The following is a 15,914-nucleotide window of genomic DNA, read 5'->3' as shown; positions in this document are numbered from 1 at the left end:
GATGTGTCCTCTCAATATTGGCCGATCCGGCATTTCGACATGTCAACGGCGGCGGTGGCGCTAAAGTTCCGGAGAGCGGTATTGGACTTGACAGATGTCACGCGGAGGACGATTCTCTTTGTTGCGCGCGTGTGCAATCAAAATTCACAAAAGCTTCACGCATCCGTCAGAAACGGTCTGCAATCGTGTGTTAAAGCACACGATCCCGATCGTATTGGTCTCGATTCGCCGGAAGGAACGTCATGCCATCAAGTGAAAACTTGGCAGATGAAATCGATGAAGCCCGCCAGCAATATGCTGCGCTGTGCTACCGGCTGGCCAAAACCAAGAAGAAGAAGACCATCGAGGTTCTGCTGATCACCAGCCGCGACACCGGGCGCTGGGTGACGCCGAAGGGCTGGCCGATGGCCAACAAGGCGCCGCATGAGGTGGCGGAGCAGGAGGCTTTCGAGGAAGCCGGCATCAAGGGCAAGGTCTCCGACAAGCCGGTCGGCAATTTCCGTTATCTCAAACGTCTCGACGATGGCACATCCGTCACCTGCGTGGTGGAGATTTTTCCGCTGCGGGTGCGCAAGGCGAAGGCCCGGTTTCCGGAGCGCGATGAACGCGTGCGCAAATGGGCAAGCCCCGAAGAGGCGGCCGAAATGGTCGACGAGAGCGAACTGAAAACGCTTCTGATCGATTTCGCCGTCAGCCTCGCCGACTAGTTGCATCTGCCTGCCGGCCTATGCAAGAAAGCGCCAGCCCTTTTTCAACGCGTCGCCGCGACGATGCGTCATACCCATGCGAGCCTGCCATGCGCGCAAATTACCGCCTGCAACGCCTGTTTCTCGAAGCCGATCTCGGGCCCGATGCCGAGATCGAAGCCGACAAGAATCAGTTTCATTATCTCGCCCATGTCCTGCGCGCCACGGAAGGTATGGAACTACTCGCCTTCAACGGCAGGGACGGCGAATGGCTGATGCGGCTTACTTTCCCGACGCGCAAGAAGATCACGCTCAAGGCCGTTGAACAGACTCGCCCCCAGCCGGCGACCTCCGACCTCCATTACCTGTTCGCGCCGCTCAAGACCGGGCGGATGGACTATATGGTGCAGAAGGCGGTGGAGATGGGCGCCGGCATCATCCAGCCGGTGATGACCCGCCATGTGCAGGGCAAGCCGGCCAAATCCGAGCGCCTTGCCGCCAACATCATCGAGGCGGCCGAGCAATGCGGCGTGCTGAGCGTGCCGGAACTGCGCGAGCCCGCCAGGCTCGAAGAGATTCTCGAAAACTGGGAGCCCGGCCGGCAACTGATCTTCTGTGACGAGGGGGCGGAAACCCAGAACCCGTTTGCAGCGCTGGAAACGGTGGAGGCCGCGCGGCTGGCGCTGATCGTCGGGCCGGAAGGCGGGTTTTCGGACGAGGAGCGATCACTTTTGCGTGGTCTGTCCTTCGTCACGGCGATTCCGCTCGGGCCGCGAATCCTGCGGGCGGATACCGCTGCGGTGGCCGCGCTCGCCGTTATCCAGGCGACGATCGGCGACTGGCGCTGATGCCGGTTCGGTCGCGGACCCGATAGGGTTTTCGCGCGTTTCATCATCAATCAAAGAAATTGACTTGATTGGTCCGGCGATCCGGTTCAAGAGCGGATTGCGCGGGCTCAGGCCCTGACGAAGAGGGCGGTTGCTCCATTCACTGAAATGCGAAACCGCTCTATCTGTTTGTGTTGAGAACGAGGAAGCTTGCATGGCCCGTGACACATCCGACGGGACGCCGATTACCGGCAAGGCGGAACTGGTCGCCTATCTGGAAGCCGGGTGCAAGCCTGAGTCCGATTTCCGGATCGGCACGGAGCACGAGAAGTTTCCGTTCTTCAAGGGCAGCAACGCGCCCGTTCCCTATGAGGGCGAGCGCTCGATCTCGGCGATCCTGAAGGGCATGAAGGACAAGCTCGGCTGGGACGCCATCATGGATGGCGATAACATTATCGGCCTTGCCGAGCCCAACGGCATGGGCGCGATCTCGCTGGAGCCGGGCGGCCAGTTTGAGCTTTCCGGCGCTGCTTTGAAAACCCTGCATGAGACCTGTCGCGAATCGAACCGGCACCTCGCCGTGCTGCGCGGCGTCGCCGAGCCTATGGGCATCGGCTTTCTCGGCATTGGCGGCAGCCCGAAATGGACGCGCGCCGAAACGCCGCGCATGCCGAAGTCGCGCTACGAGATCATGACCCGCTACATGCCCAAGGTCGGCAGTCAGGGTCTCGACATGATGTATCGCACCTGCACCATCCAGGTGAATGTCGACTTCTCCTCCGAGGCCGACATGCGCCGCAAGATGGCGCTGTCGCAGAAGCTGCAGCCGCTTTCGACCGCGCTGTTCGCCTCGTCGCCGTTCACCGAGGGCAAACCGAATGGCCTCCTGTCATGGCGCGGCGATATCTGGCGCGACACCGACAATAATCGCGCCGGCCTGCTCGATTTCGCCTTCCGCGACGACTTCACCTTCGAGCGCTATGTCGACTGGGCGCTCGATGTGCCGATGTATTTCATCATCCGCGACGGCCGCTACCGTGACTGCACCAATATCACCTTCCGCCAGTTCATGGATGGCGCGCTGAAGGGGGAGGTCGATGAATGGCAGCCGACTATGGGCGACTGGACCAACCATATCTCGACGCTGTTTCCGGATGTGCGGCTGAAGCGCTTCCTGGAAATGCGCGGCGCTGATGGCGGCACATGGCGGCGCATCTGCGCGCTGCCATCCTTCTGGGTCGGCCTGCTCTATGATCACGGTGCGATGGATGCCGCCGAGCAGTTGACGGCCGAGTGGAAGGTGGAGGACATCCACCGCCTGCGCGATGACGTGCCGCGCCTGGCGCTGAAGGCGGAAATCGGCGGGCGTCCGCTGGTGGATGTCGCCCGCGATGTCGTCAATATCGCCCGCGCCGGCCTGAAGTCGCGCGGTAACCTCAATGGCGACGGTCAGGACGAAAGCGTGTTCCTCAACCCGCTCGACGAGATCATCGCCAAGAAAACGACCTTCGCCGAAGACCTGCTGTCGCTCTACCACGGTCGCTGGAAAGGCTCCGTCGATCCGCTGTTCGAGGAATTCCAGTACTGATTTTTCGGGCATGGACGGCTTCCGCGCGCCCCGGTATTCTGAGGTCGCGATCTGGAGGTTCGAATGGGCGTTACCGGCATTGGCGGTTTTTTCTTTCGCGCGCATGACCCGGAGATGCTCGGCGCTTGGTACGCCGAACATCTGGGCGTAGGCGCCGGGAGCGGCGGCCCCTGGCAAACCGCTGCCGGACCTTTGGTCTTTGCGCCGTTTCCGACGACCAGCGACTACTTTCCCGAAGACCGGGATTTCATGCTCAACTTCCGGGTGGATGATCTGGATGCGCTTTTGGCGCGCCTTGCCGCCGCCGGCATCGAGGTCGTCACAAATCCCGATTGGGACATGCCGGGCGTCGGCCGCTTCGCGCGGATCCATGATCCGGAAGGCAATCCGATTGAACTCTGGCAACCTGATTGAGGCACAAGTGCAAAAAAAAGCCCGGAAACACAGGTGCTTCCGGGCAAAATGCAGAGTGAAGGCTGAACCACCCTGCGGGGAAAATGACGTCTTTTCAGGCCGTGGTTGGGACATACGGCCTTCAAATAACGCCAATTCGGATTGCCGCCGTCAGGGGCGGCAGGCCCCGCCGCCAACGCAGCGGAGCGTGATCTTGTGGCCTTAGAAGGTGGCCGGAATGCGTTCACACATACATGCGTGCGGCGCGGTTGGCGGCTGCCTTGCGCAGCTCGGCCATCGGGTCTTCGGAGAGCGGCGCCATATGGGCGCGATGGATTTCATGGCGCGATAGCCCGATATCCTTCAGCAGCGCATCGTCCATCTCGGCCATACGGTTTACGGCCAGTCGGTTTTTCGCAAAGCGACGCGCAGCGCCGGCAAAGGCGCTGATGCCAGACCAGAGTGAGTGCATGATGCCGATCCGACTTGCGGATGTCCTTTCAATCAACGACATTGTCGCCTCCTTGGTGTGCGCCGAAGCTCTTGGGCTTTGCGCGGCTTGCGGGCGGAAGCCGCGTGGCTTCCTTTCAAAGCGAACAAACTGTATTATCACCCGGGCAGCCACCCGATTCTTGCCGGTGGCGCTGAGCCGCTGCTCGCTTCGTTGTGTTACAAGGTGACGATTTCTTATTGATCAGTCCAACGAATGTTTCTAATATCACTCATCATAGAACTTGATGGGTGTGAATATGGTAGCGCCACTCGATATCGATCAGCTCCAGACCTTCGTCGCGATCGTCGATTACGGATCGTTCACGCGGGCGGCCGAACACGTCTTCAAGACGCAATCGGCCGTCTCTATGCAGATGCGCCGACTGGAGGAGCGGATCGGCAAGCAGCTCTTCACCAAGGACGGCCGCGGGGTGAGGCTGACGGACGAGGGCGACAAGCTTCTGAACTACGCCCGCCGGATCATCCGTCTCAACAACGAGGCAATCACCGCCTTTGACGAGAACCGGCTTCAGGGCTCGCTCAGGATCGGCACGCCGGATGATTACGCCGACCGCTACATGCCGGACATCATCAACCGGTTTGCGAAGAGCCATCCCAATGTCGAGCTCTATATCGTCTGCGAGGATTCCGTCGATCTGGCCGAACGGCTGAAGCAGGGCGAGCTGGATCTGGCGCTGGTGACGCATAATGCGCGCACCCGCCAGTCGGAGGTGGTGCGCACCGAGGCGCTTTGCTGGGTGGCCTCGGCCAACCATCCCCTGCCGGTGGACCGGCCGGTGCCGCTCGCCGTCGGACGCCGCGATTGCTGCTGGCGCGATCTGGCGGTAAAGGCGCTGGATGGGGTGGGGCGCGAGTACCGGATCCTGTTTACAAGCTGGTCGGCAACCGTGCTTGCCTCGGCGGTTCTGGCCGGCATGGCGGTCTCGGTGCTACCGGAATCGGCGGTGAGGAACGGCATGCGGGTGTTGACGCCGGCGGATGGCTTTCCCACGCTGGAGCCGGTTCAGATCGGCCTGATGAAGCGCCCCGGCGCCCCGGCCTCGCTCACAACGGCGCTCTCCAACCACATTATCGCCTCGCTTGACAATATCAGCCAGGCGGAAATGATGCCGGACATGGAGCCGGAAAGAGCCCAGCCGCGCCTGACGCGCACCAAGCCCGGCCAGATGCTCGCAAGCTGGTGAATGGTCTTATACGATCCGCTTCAGGTTCTGCTGCACTTTCAAAAGGGCGGGCAGGTAGGTTTCGATCAGGCTTTCGGCTGGCTCCTGTGTGACCGCCATGCCGGTGTTGAGGGCCGCCACGGTGCGCCCCCGTCCGTCGAGGACGGGCACGGCGATGGCGCGCAGGCCGGTCTCCACCTCCTCGTCGATCAGGCAGTAGCCGTGGCGATGCACCGCTCTGACGCTTGCCATGATATCATCCGGATCGGTCAGGCTTTTGGGCGTGCGCGGGGTCAGGTCGGCGCGGGCGATCAGGGTGCGGGCCTCGGCTTCGGGCAGGGCGGCAAGCAGCACCCGGCCCATGGATGTGGCATGGGCGGGCAGGCGCGACCCCGGCATCAGCCCGATCGACATCACCCGGCGCTGGGCGGCGCGGGCGATGTAGACGATCTCGGTTTCATCGAGGATCGCTACCGAACAGGACTGGCCGATCTGCTCCGAAAGCTGGTCGAGCCAAGGCTGGACCCGTTGCGGTAGCGGCAGCGCGTTGAGCGCGCTCATGCCGAGGCGCAGGGCCTGCGGGGTCAGCGCGAAATACTTGCCGTCATAGCTGGCATAGCCCTCGGCATGGAGCGTCAGCAGGCAGCGCCGCGCGGTGGCGCGGTCATAACCGGTCGCCGCCGCCACCTCGGCGATCGAGAGCCTGGGCGTCGACGCGCCGAAGCAGGTGATGACGCGCAGTCCCTTGGCAAAGGAGGCGATATGGTCCGTCGACTTGAGCATCAGTGGTCTCATCGTGAACAATGGTCACATTGTGCACAAGTGCCGCCGGTCTGCAATGGCGGCAGGGCGGCGTCCGTGCGCCGCCCATCTGTCGTCAGACACGCTCCAGCGCGATCGCGATACCCTGACCGACGCCGATGCACATGGTCGACAGCGATTTCTCGCCGGGCTTGAGATCAAGCATCGCCGTGCCGGTGATGCGCGCGCCCGACATGCCGAGCGGGTGGCCGAGCGCGATCGCGCCGCCATTCGGGTTCACGCGGGGGTCGTCATCGGCGATCTTCAGGTCGCGCAGCGTGGCAAGGCCTTGCGAGGCGAAGGCCTCGTTGAGCTCGATCACGGCGAGATCGTCCGTTGAAAGGCCGAGGCGGGCCAGCAGCTTCTTCGAGGCGATGGCCGGGCCGAAGCCCATGATCCGGGGCGCAACGCCGGCGGTCGCGCCGCCGAGCACGCGGGCGATCGGCGTGAGGCCGTGCTTCTTTGCAGCCTCCGCGCTTGCCACGATCAGCGCCGCGGAACCGTCGTTGACGCCGGAGGCGTTGCCGGCGGTGACCGTGCCGTTTTCGCGGAACGGGGTTTTCAGCTTCGCCAGTGCTTCCAGCGTGGTGTCGGGGCGGGGATGCTCGTCGGTATCGACAACCACCGGATCGCCCTTGCGGCGCGGGATCGAGACCGACGTGATCTCCCGCGCCAGCCGGCCGGAGGCGATCGCCTTGCCGGCCTTCTGCTGGGAAGCGAGCGCGAACCTGTCCTGATCCTCGCGGCTGACCGAGAAATCCTCGGCGACATTCTCGCCGGTCTCGGGCATGGAATCGACACCGTACTGCGCCTTCATCAGCGGGTTGACGAACCGCCAGCCGATGGTGGTGTCGAAGATTTCGGCCGAGCGGCTGAAGGCGGTTTCGGCCTTGCCCATCACGAAGGGCGCGCGCGACATCGATTCGACGCCGCCGGCCACCATCAGTTCCGCCTCGCCGGACCTGATCGCGCGGGCAGCGGTTATGACCGCATCCATGCCCGAGCCGCACAGCCGGTTCATCGTGGTGCCGGAAACGCTCTCCGGCAGGCCGGCGAGCAGCAGCGCCATGCGCGCGACATTGCGGTTGTCCTCACCCGCCTGGTTGGCGCAGCCATAAATCACGTCGTCAACGGCTTCCCAGTCGACGCCTTCATTGCGCGCCATCAGCGCCTTGAGCGGGATTGCGGCCAGATCGTCGGTGCGCACTGAAGAGAGCGCGCCGCCATAGCGGCCGATCGGGGTACGGATATAGTCGCAGATATAAACGTCTTGCATGATCAAACCTCCGGTGCCTTCAGGTCCTTCACGTCGCCGTCGATATGGAGCGTGCCGCCGGTGACCGATTGCAGCTCCTCGACCGACATTCCCGGCAATTTCTCGCGCAGGATGAAGCGGCCGCCGGCGATGTCGATCACGGCAAGCGATGTATAGACGCGGGTCACGCAGCCAACGCCCGTCAGCGGCAGCGAGCAGCGTTCGACCAGTTTGGGCTGGCCCTTCTTGGTGGTGTGCTCGGTCAGCACCGCAATGCGGCCGGCCCCGTGGACCAGATCCATCGCGCCGCCGACGGCGGGCACGCCGCCTTTGCCGGTCGACCAGTTGGCGAGATCGCCGTTCTCGGCAACCTCGTATGCGCCCAGAATGGCGACGTCGAGATGGCCGCCGCGCACCATGGCGAAGCTGTCGGCATGGTGGAAGAAGGAGGTTCCCGGCTTCAGCGTGATTGCCTTCTTGCCGGCATTGACAAGATCCCAGTCTTCCTCGCCTTCGGGCGGGGCGCCGCCGAAATCCAGCACGCCGTTTTCGGTGTGGAAGATCGCCTGCTTGCCTTCCGGCTGGAACTTGGCGACCATTTCGGGAAAGCCGATGCCGAGATTGACATAGGCGCCATCCTCGATGTCCTGCGCGGCGCGCCAGGCGATCTGGGCGTTGGAGAGCTTGATGTCGGAAAAGTCGTTCATGGGTAACGCGCCTCCTCGCGGGTCAGGATTTCCTCCTGCACGGGGTCTGAAACCTCCACCACGGTATCGACGAAGATGCCGGGGGTGATGACATGTTCCGGGTCGATGCCGCCCAGCGGCACGACGTGCGAGGCCTGCACGATCGTCTTCGCCGCCGCCATCGCCATCAGCGGCGAGAAGTTGCGCGCGGCCATGCGATAGGTGAGGTTGCCGTGAGGGTCGGCGCATTCGGCCTTGATCAGCGCGAAGTCGGCCTTCAGCCAGCGCTCGCGCACATAATGCCGGCCCTCGAATTCCTCGACCGGCTTGCCCTCGGCAAGCTCCGTGCCGTAGCTCGTGGGCGTATAGAAGGCCGGAATGCCGGCGCCGCCAGCGCGGATGCGCTCGGCAAGTGTGCCCTGCGGCACGATCTCCAGCTCGATCTTGCCCGCGAGATAGCGTTCATTGAACACCGTCGCATTGGACGAGCGCGGAAACGAGCAGATGATTTTCGAGACGCGATCTTGCTCGATCAGCGCGGCCAGCCCGATATGGCCGTTGCCGGCATTGTTGTTGATCACGGTCAGATTGCGCGCACCCTGGTCGATCAGGGCGTGGATCAGTTCGATCGGCGAGCCGGAACCGCCGAAGCCGCCGATCATCACGGTCGCGCCGTCGAAGATGTCGGCGACGGTGTCCCTCAGGGACGTCGCTGTCTTGTCCATGTGCTGGATCTCCTTCCATCGGGCGTTTTTAAAGGCAGCGTGCGACGACAGCCAGATGAAAAGTTCATAGTGCGATCTTTGTTCATCAGAGGCGCAAAACTGTGCGCATCGTGAACTTTCCCACACCACCTTTCCAGCGGTCCCGAAAATTTGTTGCAACCGCACAAACAAGTGACGATTTTTAAAAAACGTCATCTTTTTTGGCGAAGGAACACGTTTTTGCCATAAAAATGACATGAGAGGTCTTGCGAAATAGCAATCCACATCACATCTCGCCATTACTTTCAATCAAACATATTGCAGGAGCGTCCATGTCACGCCTGTCGGAATTTCCCATTACGCAACGCTGGCCGGCCGCAAATCCAGGTGTCATCCAGCTTTATTCTCTGCCGACGCCCAACGGCGTGAAGGTCTCGATTGCGCTGGAAGAGATGGAATTGCCTTATGAGGCGCATCGGGTGGCCTTCGACAGGGACGACCAGATGACGCCGGAGTTTCTGTCGCTCAACCCCAATAACAAGATTCCGGCCATCATTGACCCTGAAGGCCCGGACGGAAAGCCGATCGGTCTGTTCGAATCGGGCGCGATCCTGATCTACCTCTCCGAAAAGACCGGTCGCCTGATGCCCAACGATCCGGTGGGGCGCTACGAAGTGATCCAGTGGGTGATGTTCCAGATGGGCGGCATCGGCCCGATGTTCGGTCAATTCGGCCATTTCTACAAGTATGCCGCCGACAAGGTGGCGAACAATCCCTATCCGGTGCAGCGCTACACCAATGAAACGCGCAGGCTTCTCGGCGTGTTGGAAGGGCGGCTGCGCGATCGCAAGTTCATCATGGGTGAGGAACCTTCCGATTACAGCATCGCCGACATCGCGATCTTTCCTTGGGTGAGGGGATTGTCGGTGCACTATGACGCGCAGGATGCGCTGAAGCTTTCGGATTTTCCGGCCGTTTCGGCCTGGGTTGAACGCTGTTCCGATCGTCCGGCCAGCGTGAAGGGTTTCACGGTGCCGCCCGCCGTCTGATCTCCTTTCCCCTGACATCCGATCCCGGGCGCGGCACAGGCTGCGCCCTTTTCGTTTGTGCTTCTTCATTCGGCATGGAACCGCTTTGGCGAACGGTACGTTTCATGGACATCCCAAACACGGATGCAAACCGAGGAGATATCCATGACCAAGCAGAAAACGCTCGACGACCTGTTTCTTGATACGCTGAAAGACATATATTTCGCCGAACGCCAGATCCTGAAGGCGTTGCCGAAAATGGCCCGCGCGGCGAATTCCGACGACCTGGCGGAAGCCTTCCGCAACCACAAGGAGGAGACAGAGGGCCAGGTGGAACGCCTGCAGCAGGTGTTCGAAATCCTTGGCAAGCCGGCCCGCGGCAAGACCTGCGAGGCGATCCAGGGCATCATCGCCGAGGGCGAGGAAATCATCGAGGAGTTCAAGGGCGCGCCCGCGCTGGACGCCGGCCTGATCTCGTCCGCCCAGGCTGTCGAACACTACGAGATGGCCCGCTACGGCACGCTGCTCGCCTGGGCCCGCCAGCTTGGAAAGAAGGATGTGGTCAAGCTTCTCGAGGAAACCTTCGAGCAGGAGTCCAAGGCCGATCTGGAACTGTCGAAACTAGCCGAAAAATCCATCAACGCCAGCGCCGAGGCGGCTTGAGGCGGTTCAGGACACTGCAACCTGTGAAAAGGGCGGTTCGCCGCCCTTTTTGCATCCTGTTCTATCAGAATTTGAAACCGATGCCGGCGGTGATGCTGGCCTGGGTCAACCTGGTGTCAGAAAGCCCCGGCAGGCCGGTTGCCTTGGTCACGAGATCGGTGTTGCCGTAGTCGCTGTAGCGCACCTTCAGGCGACCGAAAAGATTGTCGGTGAAGGCGTAATCCATGCCGAGGCCGGCGGTCCAGCCATTCAACACATCATCATAGTCCTGACCGGTGAGCGAAAAGCTGCCCTCGAGCCGCGTCGCCGCGTAGCCGCCTGTCGCATAAACAAGCGCCTTGCCCCAGGCATAGCCGAGCCGGCCCTCGACGCTCGCCCGCCATTCGGTGCCGAAGGTCACGCTCTGGCCGTTCAGGATCGGGAGCGGGGAAGAAACGACGTAGTCGTTGTCGTTCCAGTTATAGCTGTAGGCGCCTTCGATGCCGATCGCCATGCGGTTGTCGAACTGATGGTCGTAACCGACGAAAACGCCCGCCGTGCCGCCGGAGGCCGCCTCGGTCTTGCCGGCGGTAAAGACGGTTTCCGGTATTTCCCCGGCCAGCCAGCCATAGCCGCCCTCAGCGCCAAAATAGAAGCCCGACCAGTCAACGACCGTTGGCGGCGGCGGTGCGGCGGCGGGCATGGAGATATCCGCTGCTCCTGCAGCGGAAGCGGCAAGGAGGGCGGCAAGAGCTGTGCAGGGGAGGAACTTCATCGGTTCTTTTCATCTGAGTACGCGGCGTTGATGAAAGGCAAATACCATCCTCGTCGCGCAGAAGAAGCTTCACCTGCGCCAAATCACCACAATGGCCCCGACGTGTTGCGCATGAAGCACACAAAAAAAGGCGACGCCGAAGCGCCGCCTTTCTGATTCCGGATGAGACCGGACGTCATTCTGTAATCAGGCTTTTGTCTGATTACATCATGCCGCCAGTTCAGCGCGCTTGCCGCGCTGAACCACTTTAGGTGATGGGCGTGCTATTCTGTAATCAGGCTTTTGGCCTGATTACATCATGCCGCCCATGCCACCCATTCCGCCCATGCCGCCCATGTCGGGCATGCCGCCGCCGGCGCCTTCCTTCTTCGGAAGGTCGGCAACCATGGCTTCGGTGGTGATCAGAAGCGAGGCAACCGAAGCAGCGTTCTGCAGAGCGGTGCGGACAACCTTGACCGGGTCGACGATACCCATGGCGATCATGTCGCCATACTCGCCGGTCTGGGCGTTGTAGCCGAAGTTGTCGTCGTTCTTGTCGAGGATCTTGCCGACAACGATCGAAGCTTCGTCGCCTGCGTTGGTCGCGATCTGGCGAACCAGCGACTGGAGCGCACGGCGAACGATGTTGATGCCGGCTTCCTGGTCGTCGTTTTCACCCTTGGAGGCGATCTTGGTGGAGGAACGCAGCAGGGCCACGCCGCCGCCGGGCACGATGCCTTCCTGAACGGCCGCGCGGGTCGCGTTCAGAGCGTCGTCGATGCGGTCCTTCTTTTCCTTCACTTCGACTTCCGTGGAGCCGCCAACGCGGATCACGGCAACGCCGCCAGCGAGCTTGGCAAGGCGTTCCTGCAGCTTTTCGCGGTCGTAGTCGGAGGTGGTTTCCTCGATCTGGGCCTTGATCTGGGCAACGCGGGCTTCGATGTCGGCCTTCTGGCCGGCGCCGTCGACAACCGTGGTGTTTTCCTTGGTGATCGAGACCTTCTTGGCCGTGCCGAGCATGTCGAGGGTAACATTTTCGAGCTTGATGCCGAGATCTTCGGAGATGACCGTGCCGCCCGTCAGGATGGCGAGGTCTTCGAGCATGGCCTTGCGGCGATCGCCGAAGCCGGGCGCCTTGACGGCAGCGATCTTCAGGCCACCGCGCAGCTTGTTGACGACGAGGGTCGCAAGCGCTTCGCCTTCAACGTCTTCAGCAATGATCAGGAGCGGCTTGTTGGACTGAACGACAGCTTCCAGAACCGGCAGGAGAGCCTGAAGGTTGGAGAGCTTCTTTTCGTGCAGCAGGATGTAGGCGTCTTCCAGTTCGGCGACCATCTTCTCGGAGTTGGTCACGAAATAGGGCGACAGGTAGCCGCGGTCGAACTGCATGCCTTCAACGACTTCGAGTTCGGTTTCGGCGGTCTTGGCTTCTTCAACCGTGATTACGCCTTCATTGCCGACCTTCTGCATGGCGGCGGCAATGTCTTCGCCGATCTGCTTTTCGCCATTGGCGGAAATGGTGCCGACCTGGGCGACTTCTTCCGAGGTGTTGATCTTCTTGGCCTTGGCCTGGAGATCCTTCACGACTTCGTTGACGGCGAGGTCGATACCGCGCTTCAGGTCCATCGGGTTCATGCCGGCGGCAACGGCCTTGTTGCCTTCGCGGATGATCGAGGAAGCCAGAACGGTTGCCGTCGTTGTGCCGTCACCGGCGATGTCGTTGGTCTTCGAAGCGACTTCGCGGACCATCTGGGCGCCCATGTTCTCGAACTTGTCGTCCAGTTCGATTTCCTTGGCGACCGAAACGCCGTCCTTGGTGATGCGCGGCGCGCCGAAGGACTTTTCGATAACAACGTTGCGGCCCTTGGGGCCAAGCGTGACCTTCACGGCGTCAGCGAGCACGTCAACGCCGTGCATCATCTTTTCGCGCGCAGAGCGGCCGAATTTGATTTCTTTAGCAGCCATTTGAAAACTCCTGGTTTATCAAAACCTTATGGGCATATGCCCGGCTGGTTGGAAAGGTGGATCGTGGGAAGGCGCTTGATTAAGCGACGATGCCCATGATGTCGGCTTCCTTCATGATCAGAAGGTCTTCGCCGTCGAGCTTGACTTCGGTGCCCGACCACTTGCCGAACAGAACGCGGTCGCCAACCTTGACGTCGAGCGCGACAACATTGCCGCTGTCGTCACGGGCGCCGTTGCCGACAGCGACGATTTCGCCTTCCTGCGGCTTTTCCTTGGCGGTATCGGGGATGATGATGCCACCCTTGGTCTTTTCTTCAGACTCCACGCGGCGTACAACGACGCGGTCGTGCAGGGGGCGGAAAGAAATGCTTGCCATTGTCTATACCCTCGATCGAATGACATTCGCGACCGTTTTCGCGGTCGCATGGATCAGTGTTAGCACTCTCATCTGGAGAGTGCTAATGGCGGTGATTTAAGGAGGGGGTGAAGCGGTGTCAAGAAACGGCTTCAAGTTTTTTTGAGCGTCGCCGGAACTTTTTTATGCCTCGTATTGCCGGGCTTCATACAGGTTTTATGCCGTGACCGTAACCCCGGCCCTTGATATCGACGCGGATTCATTTCTACCCGGATTGCGAGGACATTGTGACGGTTGCTGCGACAGAGGGTGAAAAGCCGGATTTCGGCGAGCTTGTCAGCGTGTTCGCCCGCATCGGCCTTCTGTCCTTCGGCGGGCCGGCCGGTCAGATCGCGCTGATGCACCGGATCATCGTCGACGAGAAGCGCTGGCTTCCGCCCGAGCGCTATCTTCACGCTCTCAACTACTGCATGCTCCTGCCCGGTCCCGAGGCCCAGCAACTGGCGACCTATGTCGGCTGGATGCTCCATGGGGTGCGCGGCGGCATTGCCGCCGGCCTGTTGTTCGTGCTGCCGGGCTTCCTCCTGATTGTCGCGCTCGCGGCGCTCTATGCGACGCTCGGCGAGGCCGGATGGCTGGAAGCGATCTTCATGGGGCTGAAGGCGGCAGTGCTCGCCATCGTCGTGCAGGCGCTGTGGCGCATGGCCGGACGCTCCCTGAAGGGGCCGGTGTCGGTGGGGCTCGCGATAGCGGCCTTTCTGGCGCTGTTCGTCTTCGGCGTGGCCTTTCCGGTCGTGGTGCTGGCCGCCGGGCTTGTCGGCTACGTGTTCATGCGCCGGCCGGTGGCGGCCGGGCCTGATAGCCCGGTGAAACGGGACTGGCGCCGGCGCGGCGTCTCCACCGTTGTGACGCTGCTCATCTGGACGGTCATCTGGCTGCTGCCGCTTTTCGTGCTGGCGCCGTTCGGCGGGTTTCAGACGCTGACCGACATTTTTGGCTTCTTCGTCAAGATCGCGCTGTTTTCCTTCGGCGGGGCCTATGCGGTGCTGACCTATGTGGCGCAGGAAGCGGTCGCCACCTACCACTGGCTGACGCCGGCGGAGATGATGGACGGGCTGGCGCTTGCCGAGACGACGCCGGGGCCGCTGGTGCTGGTGCTGTGCTTCGTCGGCTTTCTCGCCGCGCACGGCGCGCCGACCTTTGCCGCGCCGCTCGTCTCCGGAGTTCTTGGCGCGGCGCTGACCGCCTGGGCGATCTTCGTGCCGAGCTTCCTGTTCATTTTCGCCGGCGCGCCCTATGTCGAGGACCTGCGCCGCAACGCCGCGCTTTCCGGGGCGCTTGCCGGCATCGGCGCGGCGATCGTCGGGGTGATCGCCAATCTTTCGCTCTGGTTCGCGCTGAATGTCCTGTTCAGCTCGGTCGATCGGATCGCGCTGAATGTCCTGTTCAGCTCGGTCGATCGGATCGCGCTGTTTTCTCTGCCGCCGTTCATGCGCGCGAGCCTGATATGGCCGGACGGGACAAGCCTCGATCCGGCCTCGCTCGCCATCGCCGTTGCGGGGATTGTCGCGCTTCTCAAATTCAGGGTCGGCATTCTGCCGCTTCTTGCCGGCGCCGCGCTTGCGGGGCTTGCCATCGGCACGCTGTTGTGACCATTTGTCCGCGCCTCCCACGTAACAAGGAAAATCCATGCCGAAACCGATCGACGCTCTCCGTCAGCTTCATGCCGATTACGATGTCATGCTCTGCGATGTCTGGGGCGTTCTCCACAATGGCGTGGCCTCCTTCGATACGCCGAAGGCGGCGCTGGCCGAGGCGCGCCGCGCCGGCAAGACGGTGATCCTGCTGACCAACTCGCCCCGGCTTGGACCCTCGGTAAAGGAGCAGCTTGCCGCGCTCGGCGTGACGGATGAAAGCTTCGATGCCATCGTGACCTCCGGCGATGTGACCCGGACGCTGGTGGCCGAAGGTCCGCGCAAGCTCTATTATCTGGGGCCGGAGCGCGACGCCGATCTTTACGGCGATACCGGGGTCGAGAACGTCAACGAGGCCGACGCCGAGGGCATTCTGTGCAGCGGCTTCAAGGATGATGAAACCGAAACGCCGGAAGACTATCGCGACCTGCTGTCGCGCTTCGCGGCGCGCGACCTGCCGCTGATCTGCGCCAATCCCGATCTCGTGGTCTCGCGCGGCAACCGGCTCGTGCCCTGCGCCGGCGCGCTTGCCGCGCTTTACAGCGAACTCGGCGGCAAGACCCGCATCGCCGGCAAGCCCCACAAGCCGATCTATGACGCGGCGCTGGCCAAGGCCGCGGAGCTCCGCGGCGATGTCGACCCCGCCCGCGTGCTCGCCATCGGCGACGGCATGCCGACGGATGTGCGCGGCGCGATCGATTACGGTCTCGACCTCTTGTTCGTGGCCGAGGGCATCCACGAGGCCGACTATGCCGAAAACGGGATCGTTGACGAAGCGTCGCTCGATCGGTTCTTGACGCAACACGGCGCGCATCCGAAATACTGGATGACGAAACTCGCCTGAATCAGCGCCGGACGCA

The 15,914-nt window shown here is 62.1% G+C and carries 17 protein-coding genes; 9 read left to right on the top strand and 8 right to left on the bottom strand.

Annotation, left to right across the window (positions count from 1 at the left end):
- Window positions 1–260 precede the first annotated feature (260 nt).
- From V6766_RS05775 to V6766_RS05760, 4 genes are all read left to right on the top strand, one after another.
- Window positions 261–707 carry an NUDIX hydrolase gene (locus tag V6766_RS05775; protein ID WP_448464479.1) on the top strand — a complete coding sequence of 149 codons (447 nt, stop codon included), beginning with the start codon at window positions 261–263 and terminating at the stop codon, window positions 705–707.
- 89 nt (window positions 708–796) lie between these two features.
- Complete coding sequence (locus V6766_RS05770) at window positions 797–1,534, top strand: 16S rRNA (uracil(1498)-N(3))-methyltransferase (protein ID WP_448464477.1); 738 nt, start codon at window positions 797–799, stop codon at window positions 1,532–1,534.
- 193 nt (window positions 1,535–1,727) lie between these two features.
- The gene (locus V6766_RS05765; protein ID WP_448464475.1) at window positions 1,728–3,101 is read left to right on the top strand and encodes a glutamate--cysteine ligase; all 1,374 of its coding nucleotides are present in this window, start codon (window positions 1,728–1,730) and stop codon (window positions 3,099–3,101) included.
- Between the two features lie 63 nt (window positions 3,102–3,164).
- Window positions 3,165–3,515, top strand: coding sequence for a VOC family protein (locus V6766_RS05760; protein ID WP_448464473.1), 351 nt, complete (start codon window positions 3,165–3,167; stop codon window positions 3,513–3,515).
- Between the two features lie 223 nt (window positions 3,516–3,738).
- Here the strand turns inward: V6766_RS05760 and V6766_RS05755 are convergent, their stop codons facing one another.
- On the bottom strand, window positions 3,739–4,008 hold the full coding sequence (locus V6766_RS05755; protein ID WP_448464471.1) for a DUF1127 domain-containing protein: 270 nt from the start codon (window positions 4,006–4,008) through the stop codon (window positions 3,739–3,741).
- 235 nt (window positions 4,009–4,243) lie between these two features.
- Between V6766_RS05755 and V6766_RS05750 the strand changes: the two genes are divergently transcribed.
- The gene (locus tag V6766_RS05750; RefSeq protein ID WP_448464469.1) at window positions 4,244–5,191 is read left to right on the top strand and encodes a LysR substrate-binding domain-containing protein; all 948 of its coding nucleotides are present in this window, start codon (window positions 4,244–4,246) and stop codon (window positions 5,189–5,191) included.
- A 6-nt stretch (window positions 5,192–5,197) separates the two neighbouring features.
- Here the strand turns inward: V6766_RS05750 and V6766_RS05745 are convergent, their stop codons facing one another.
- From V6766_RS05745 to V6766_RS05730, 4 genes are all read right to left on the bottom strand, one after another.
- Entirely contained in the window at window positions 5,198–5,953 is a 756-nt protein-coding gene (locus V6766_RS05745; protein WP_448464467.1) for an IclR family transcriptional regulator domain-containing protein, read from the bottom strand.
- Between the two features lie 94 nt (window positions 5,954–6,047).
- Complete coding sequence (gene pcaF / locus V6766_RS05740; RefSeq protein WP_448464465.1) at window positions 6,048–7,247, bottom strand: 3-oxoadipyl-CoA thiolase; 1,200 nt, start codon at window positions 7,245–7,247, stop codon at window positions 6,048–6,050.
- Between the two features lie 2 nt (window positions 7,248–7,249).
- Window positions 7,250–7,933 (bottom strand): 3-oxoacid CoA-transferase subunit B, encoded by a 684-nt coding sequence (locus V6766_RS05735; RefSeq protein ID WP_448464463.1) that lies wholly within the window; start codon window positions 7,931–7,933, stop codon window positions 7,250–7,252.
- Entirely contained in the window at window positions 7,930–8,637 is a 708-nt protein-coding gene (locus V6766_RS05730; protein ID WP_448464461.1) for a 3-oxoacid CoA-transferase subunit A, read from the bottom strand. Before V6766_RS05730 ends, V6766_RS05735 begins: the two co-directional genes overlap by 4 nt.
- A gap of 311 nt (window positions 8,638–8,948) precedes the next feature.
- On the opposite strand from V6766_RS05730, the gene V6766_RS05725 reads away from it, so the two are divergent.
- Window positions 8,949–9,665 carry a glutathione binding-like protein gene (locus V6766_RS05725; protein WP_448464459.1) on the top strand — a complete coding sequence of 239 codons (717 nt, stop codon included), beginning with the start codon at window positions 8,949–8,951 and terminating at the stop codon, window positions 9,663–9,665.
- Between the two features lie 144 nt (window positions 9,666–9,809).
- On the top strand, window positions 9,810–10,307 hold the full coding sequence (locus V6766_RS05720; protein ID WP_448464457.1) for a YciE/YciF ferroxidase family protein: 498 nt from the start codon (window positions 9,810–9,812) through the stop codon (window positions 10,305–10,307).
- 64 nt (window positions 10,308–10,371) lie between these two features.
- Here V6766_RS05720 and V6766_RS05715 read toward each other — a convergent pair whose 3' ends face one another.
- The 3 genes from V6766_RS05715 to groES form a co-directional block, all read right to left on the bottom strand.
- A complete protein-coding gene (locus tag V6766_RS05715; protein ID WP_448464455.1) occupies window positions 10,372–11,061 on the bottom strand; it encodes an outer membrane protein in 690 nt (229 codons plus the stop codon).
- Between the two features lie 291 nt (window positions 11,062–11,352).
- On the bottom strand, window positions 11,353–13,005 hold the full coding sequence (gene groL, locus V6766_RS05710) for a chaperonin GroEL (protein ID WP_448427481.1): 1,653 nt from the start codon (window positions 13,003–13,005) through the stop codon (window positions 11,353–11,355).
- A gap of 79 nt (window positions 13,006–13,084) precedes the next feature.
- Window positions 13,085–13,381: a co-chaperone GroES gene (groES, locus tag V6766_RS05705; protein ID WP_018065505.1), complete on the bottom strand. Its 297-nt coding sequence runs from the start codon at window positions 13,379–13,381 to the stop codon at window positions 13,085–13,087.
- A gap of 266 nt (window positions 13,382–13,647) precedes the next feature.
- Between groES and chrA the strand changes: the two genes are divergently transcribed.
- Both chrA and V6766_RS05695 read left to right on the top strand, forming a co-directional pair.
- The gene (gene chrA, locus V6766_RS05700; RefSeq protein WP_448464453.1) at window positions 13,648–15,012 is read left to right on the top strand and encodes a chromate efflux transporter; all 1,365 of its coding nucleotides are present in this window, start codon (window positions 13,648–13,650) and stop codon (window positions 15,010–15,012) included.
- A 37-nt stretch (window positions 15,013–15,049) separates the two neighbouring features.
- Window positions 15,050–15,898, top strand: a complete 849-nt coding sequence (locus tag V6766_RS05695) for a TIGR01459 family HAD-type hydrolase (protein WP_448464451.1) — start codon at window positions 15,050–15,052, stop codon at window positions 15,896–15,898.
- The last annotated feature ends 16 nt before the right edge of the window (window positions 15,899–15,914 follow it).

It is taken from the genome of Martelella sp. AMO21009, from assembly GCF_053484295.1.
This window is presented reverse-complemented; position numbering and strand designations above follow the sequence as displayed.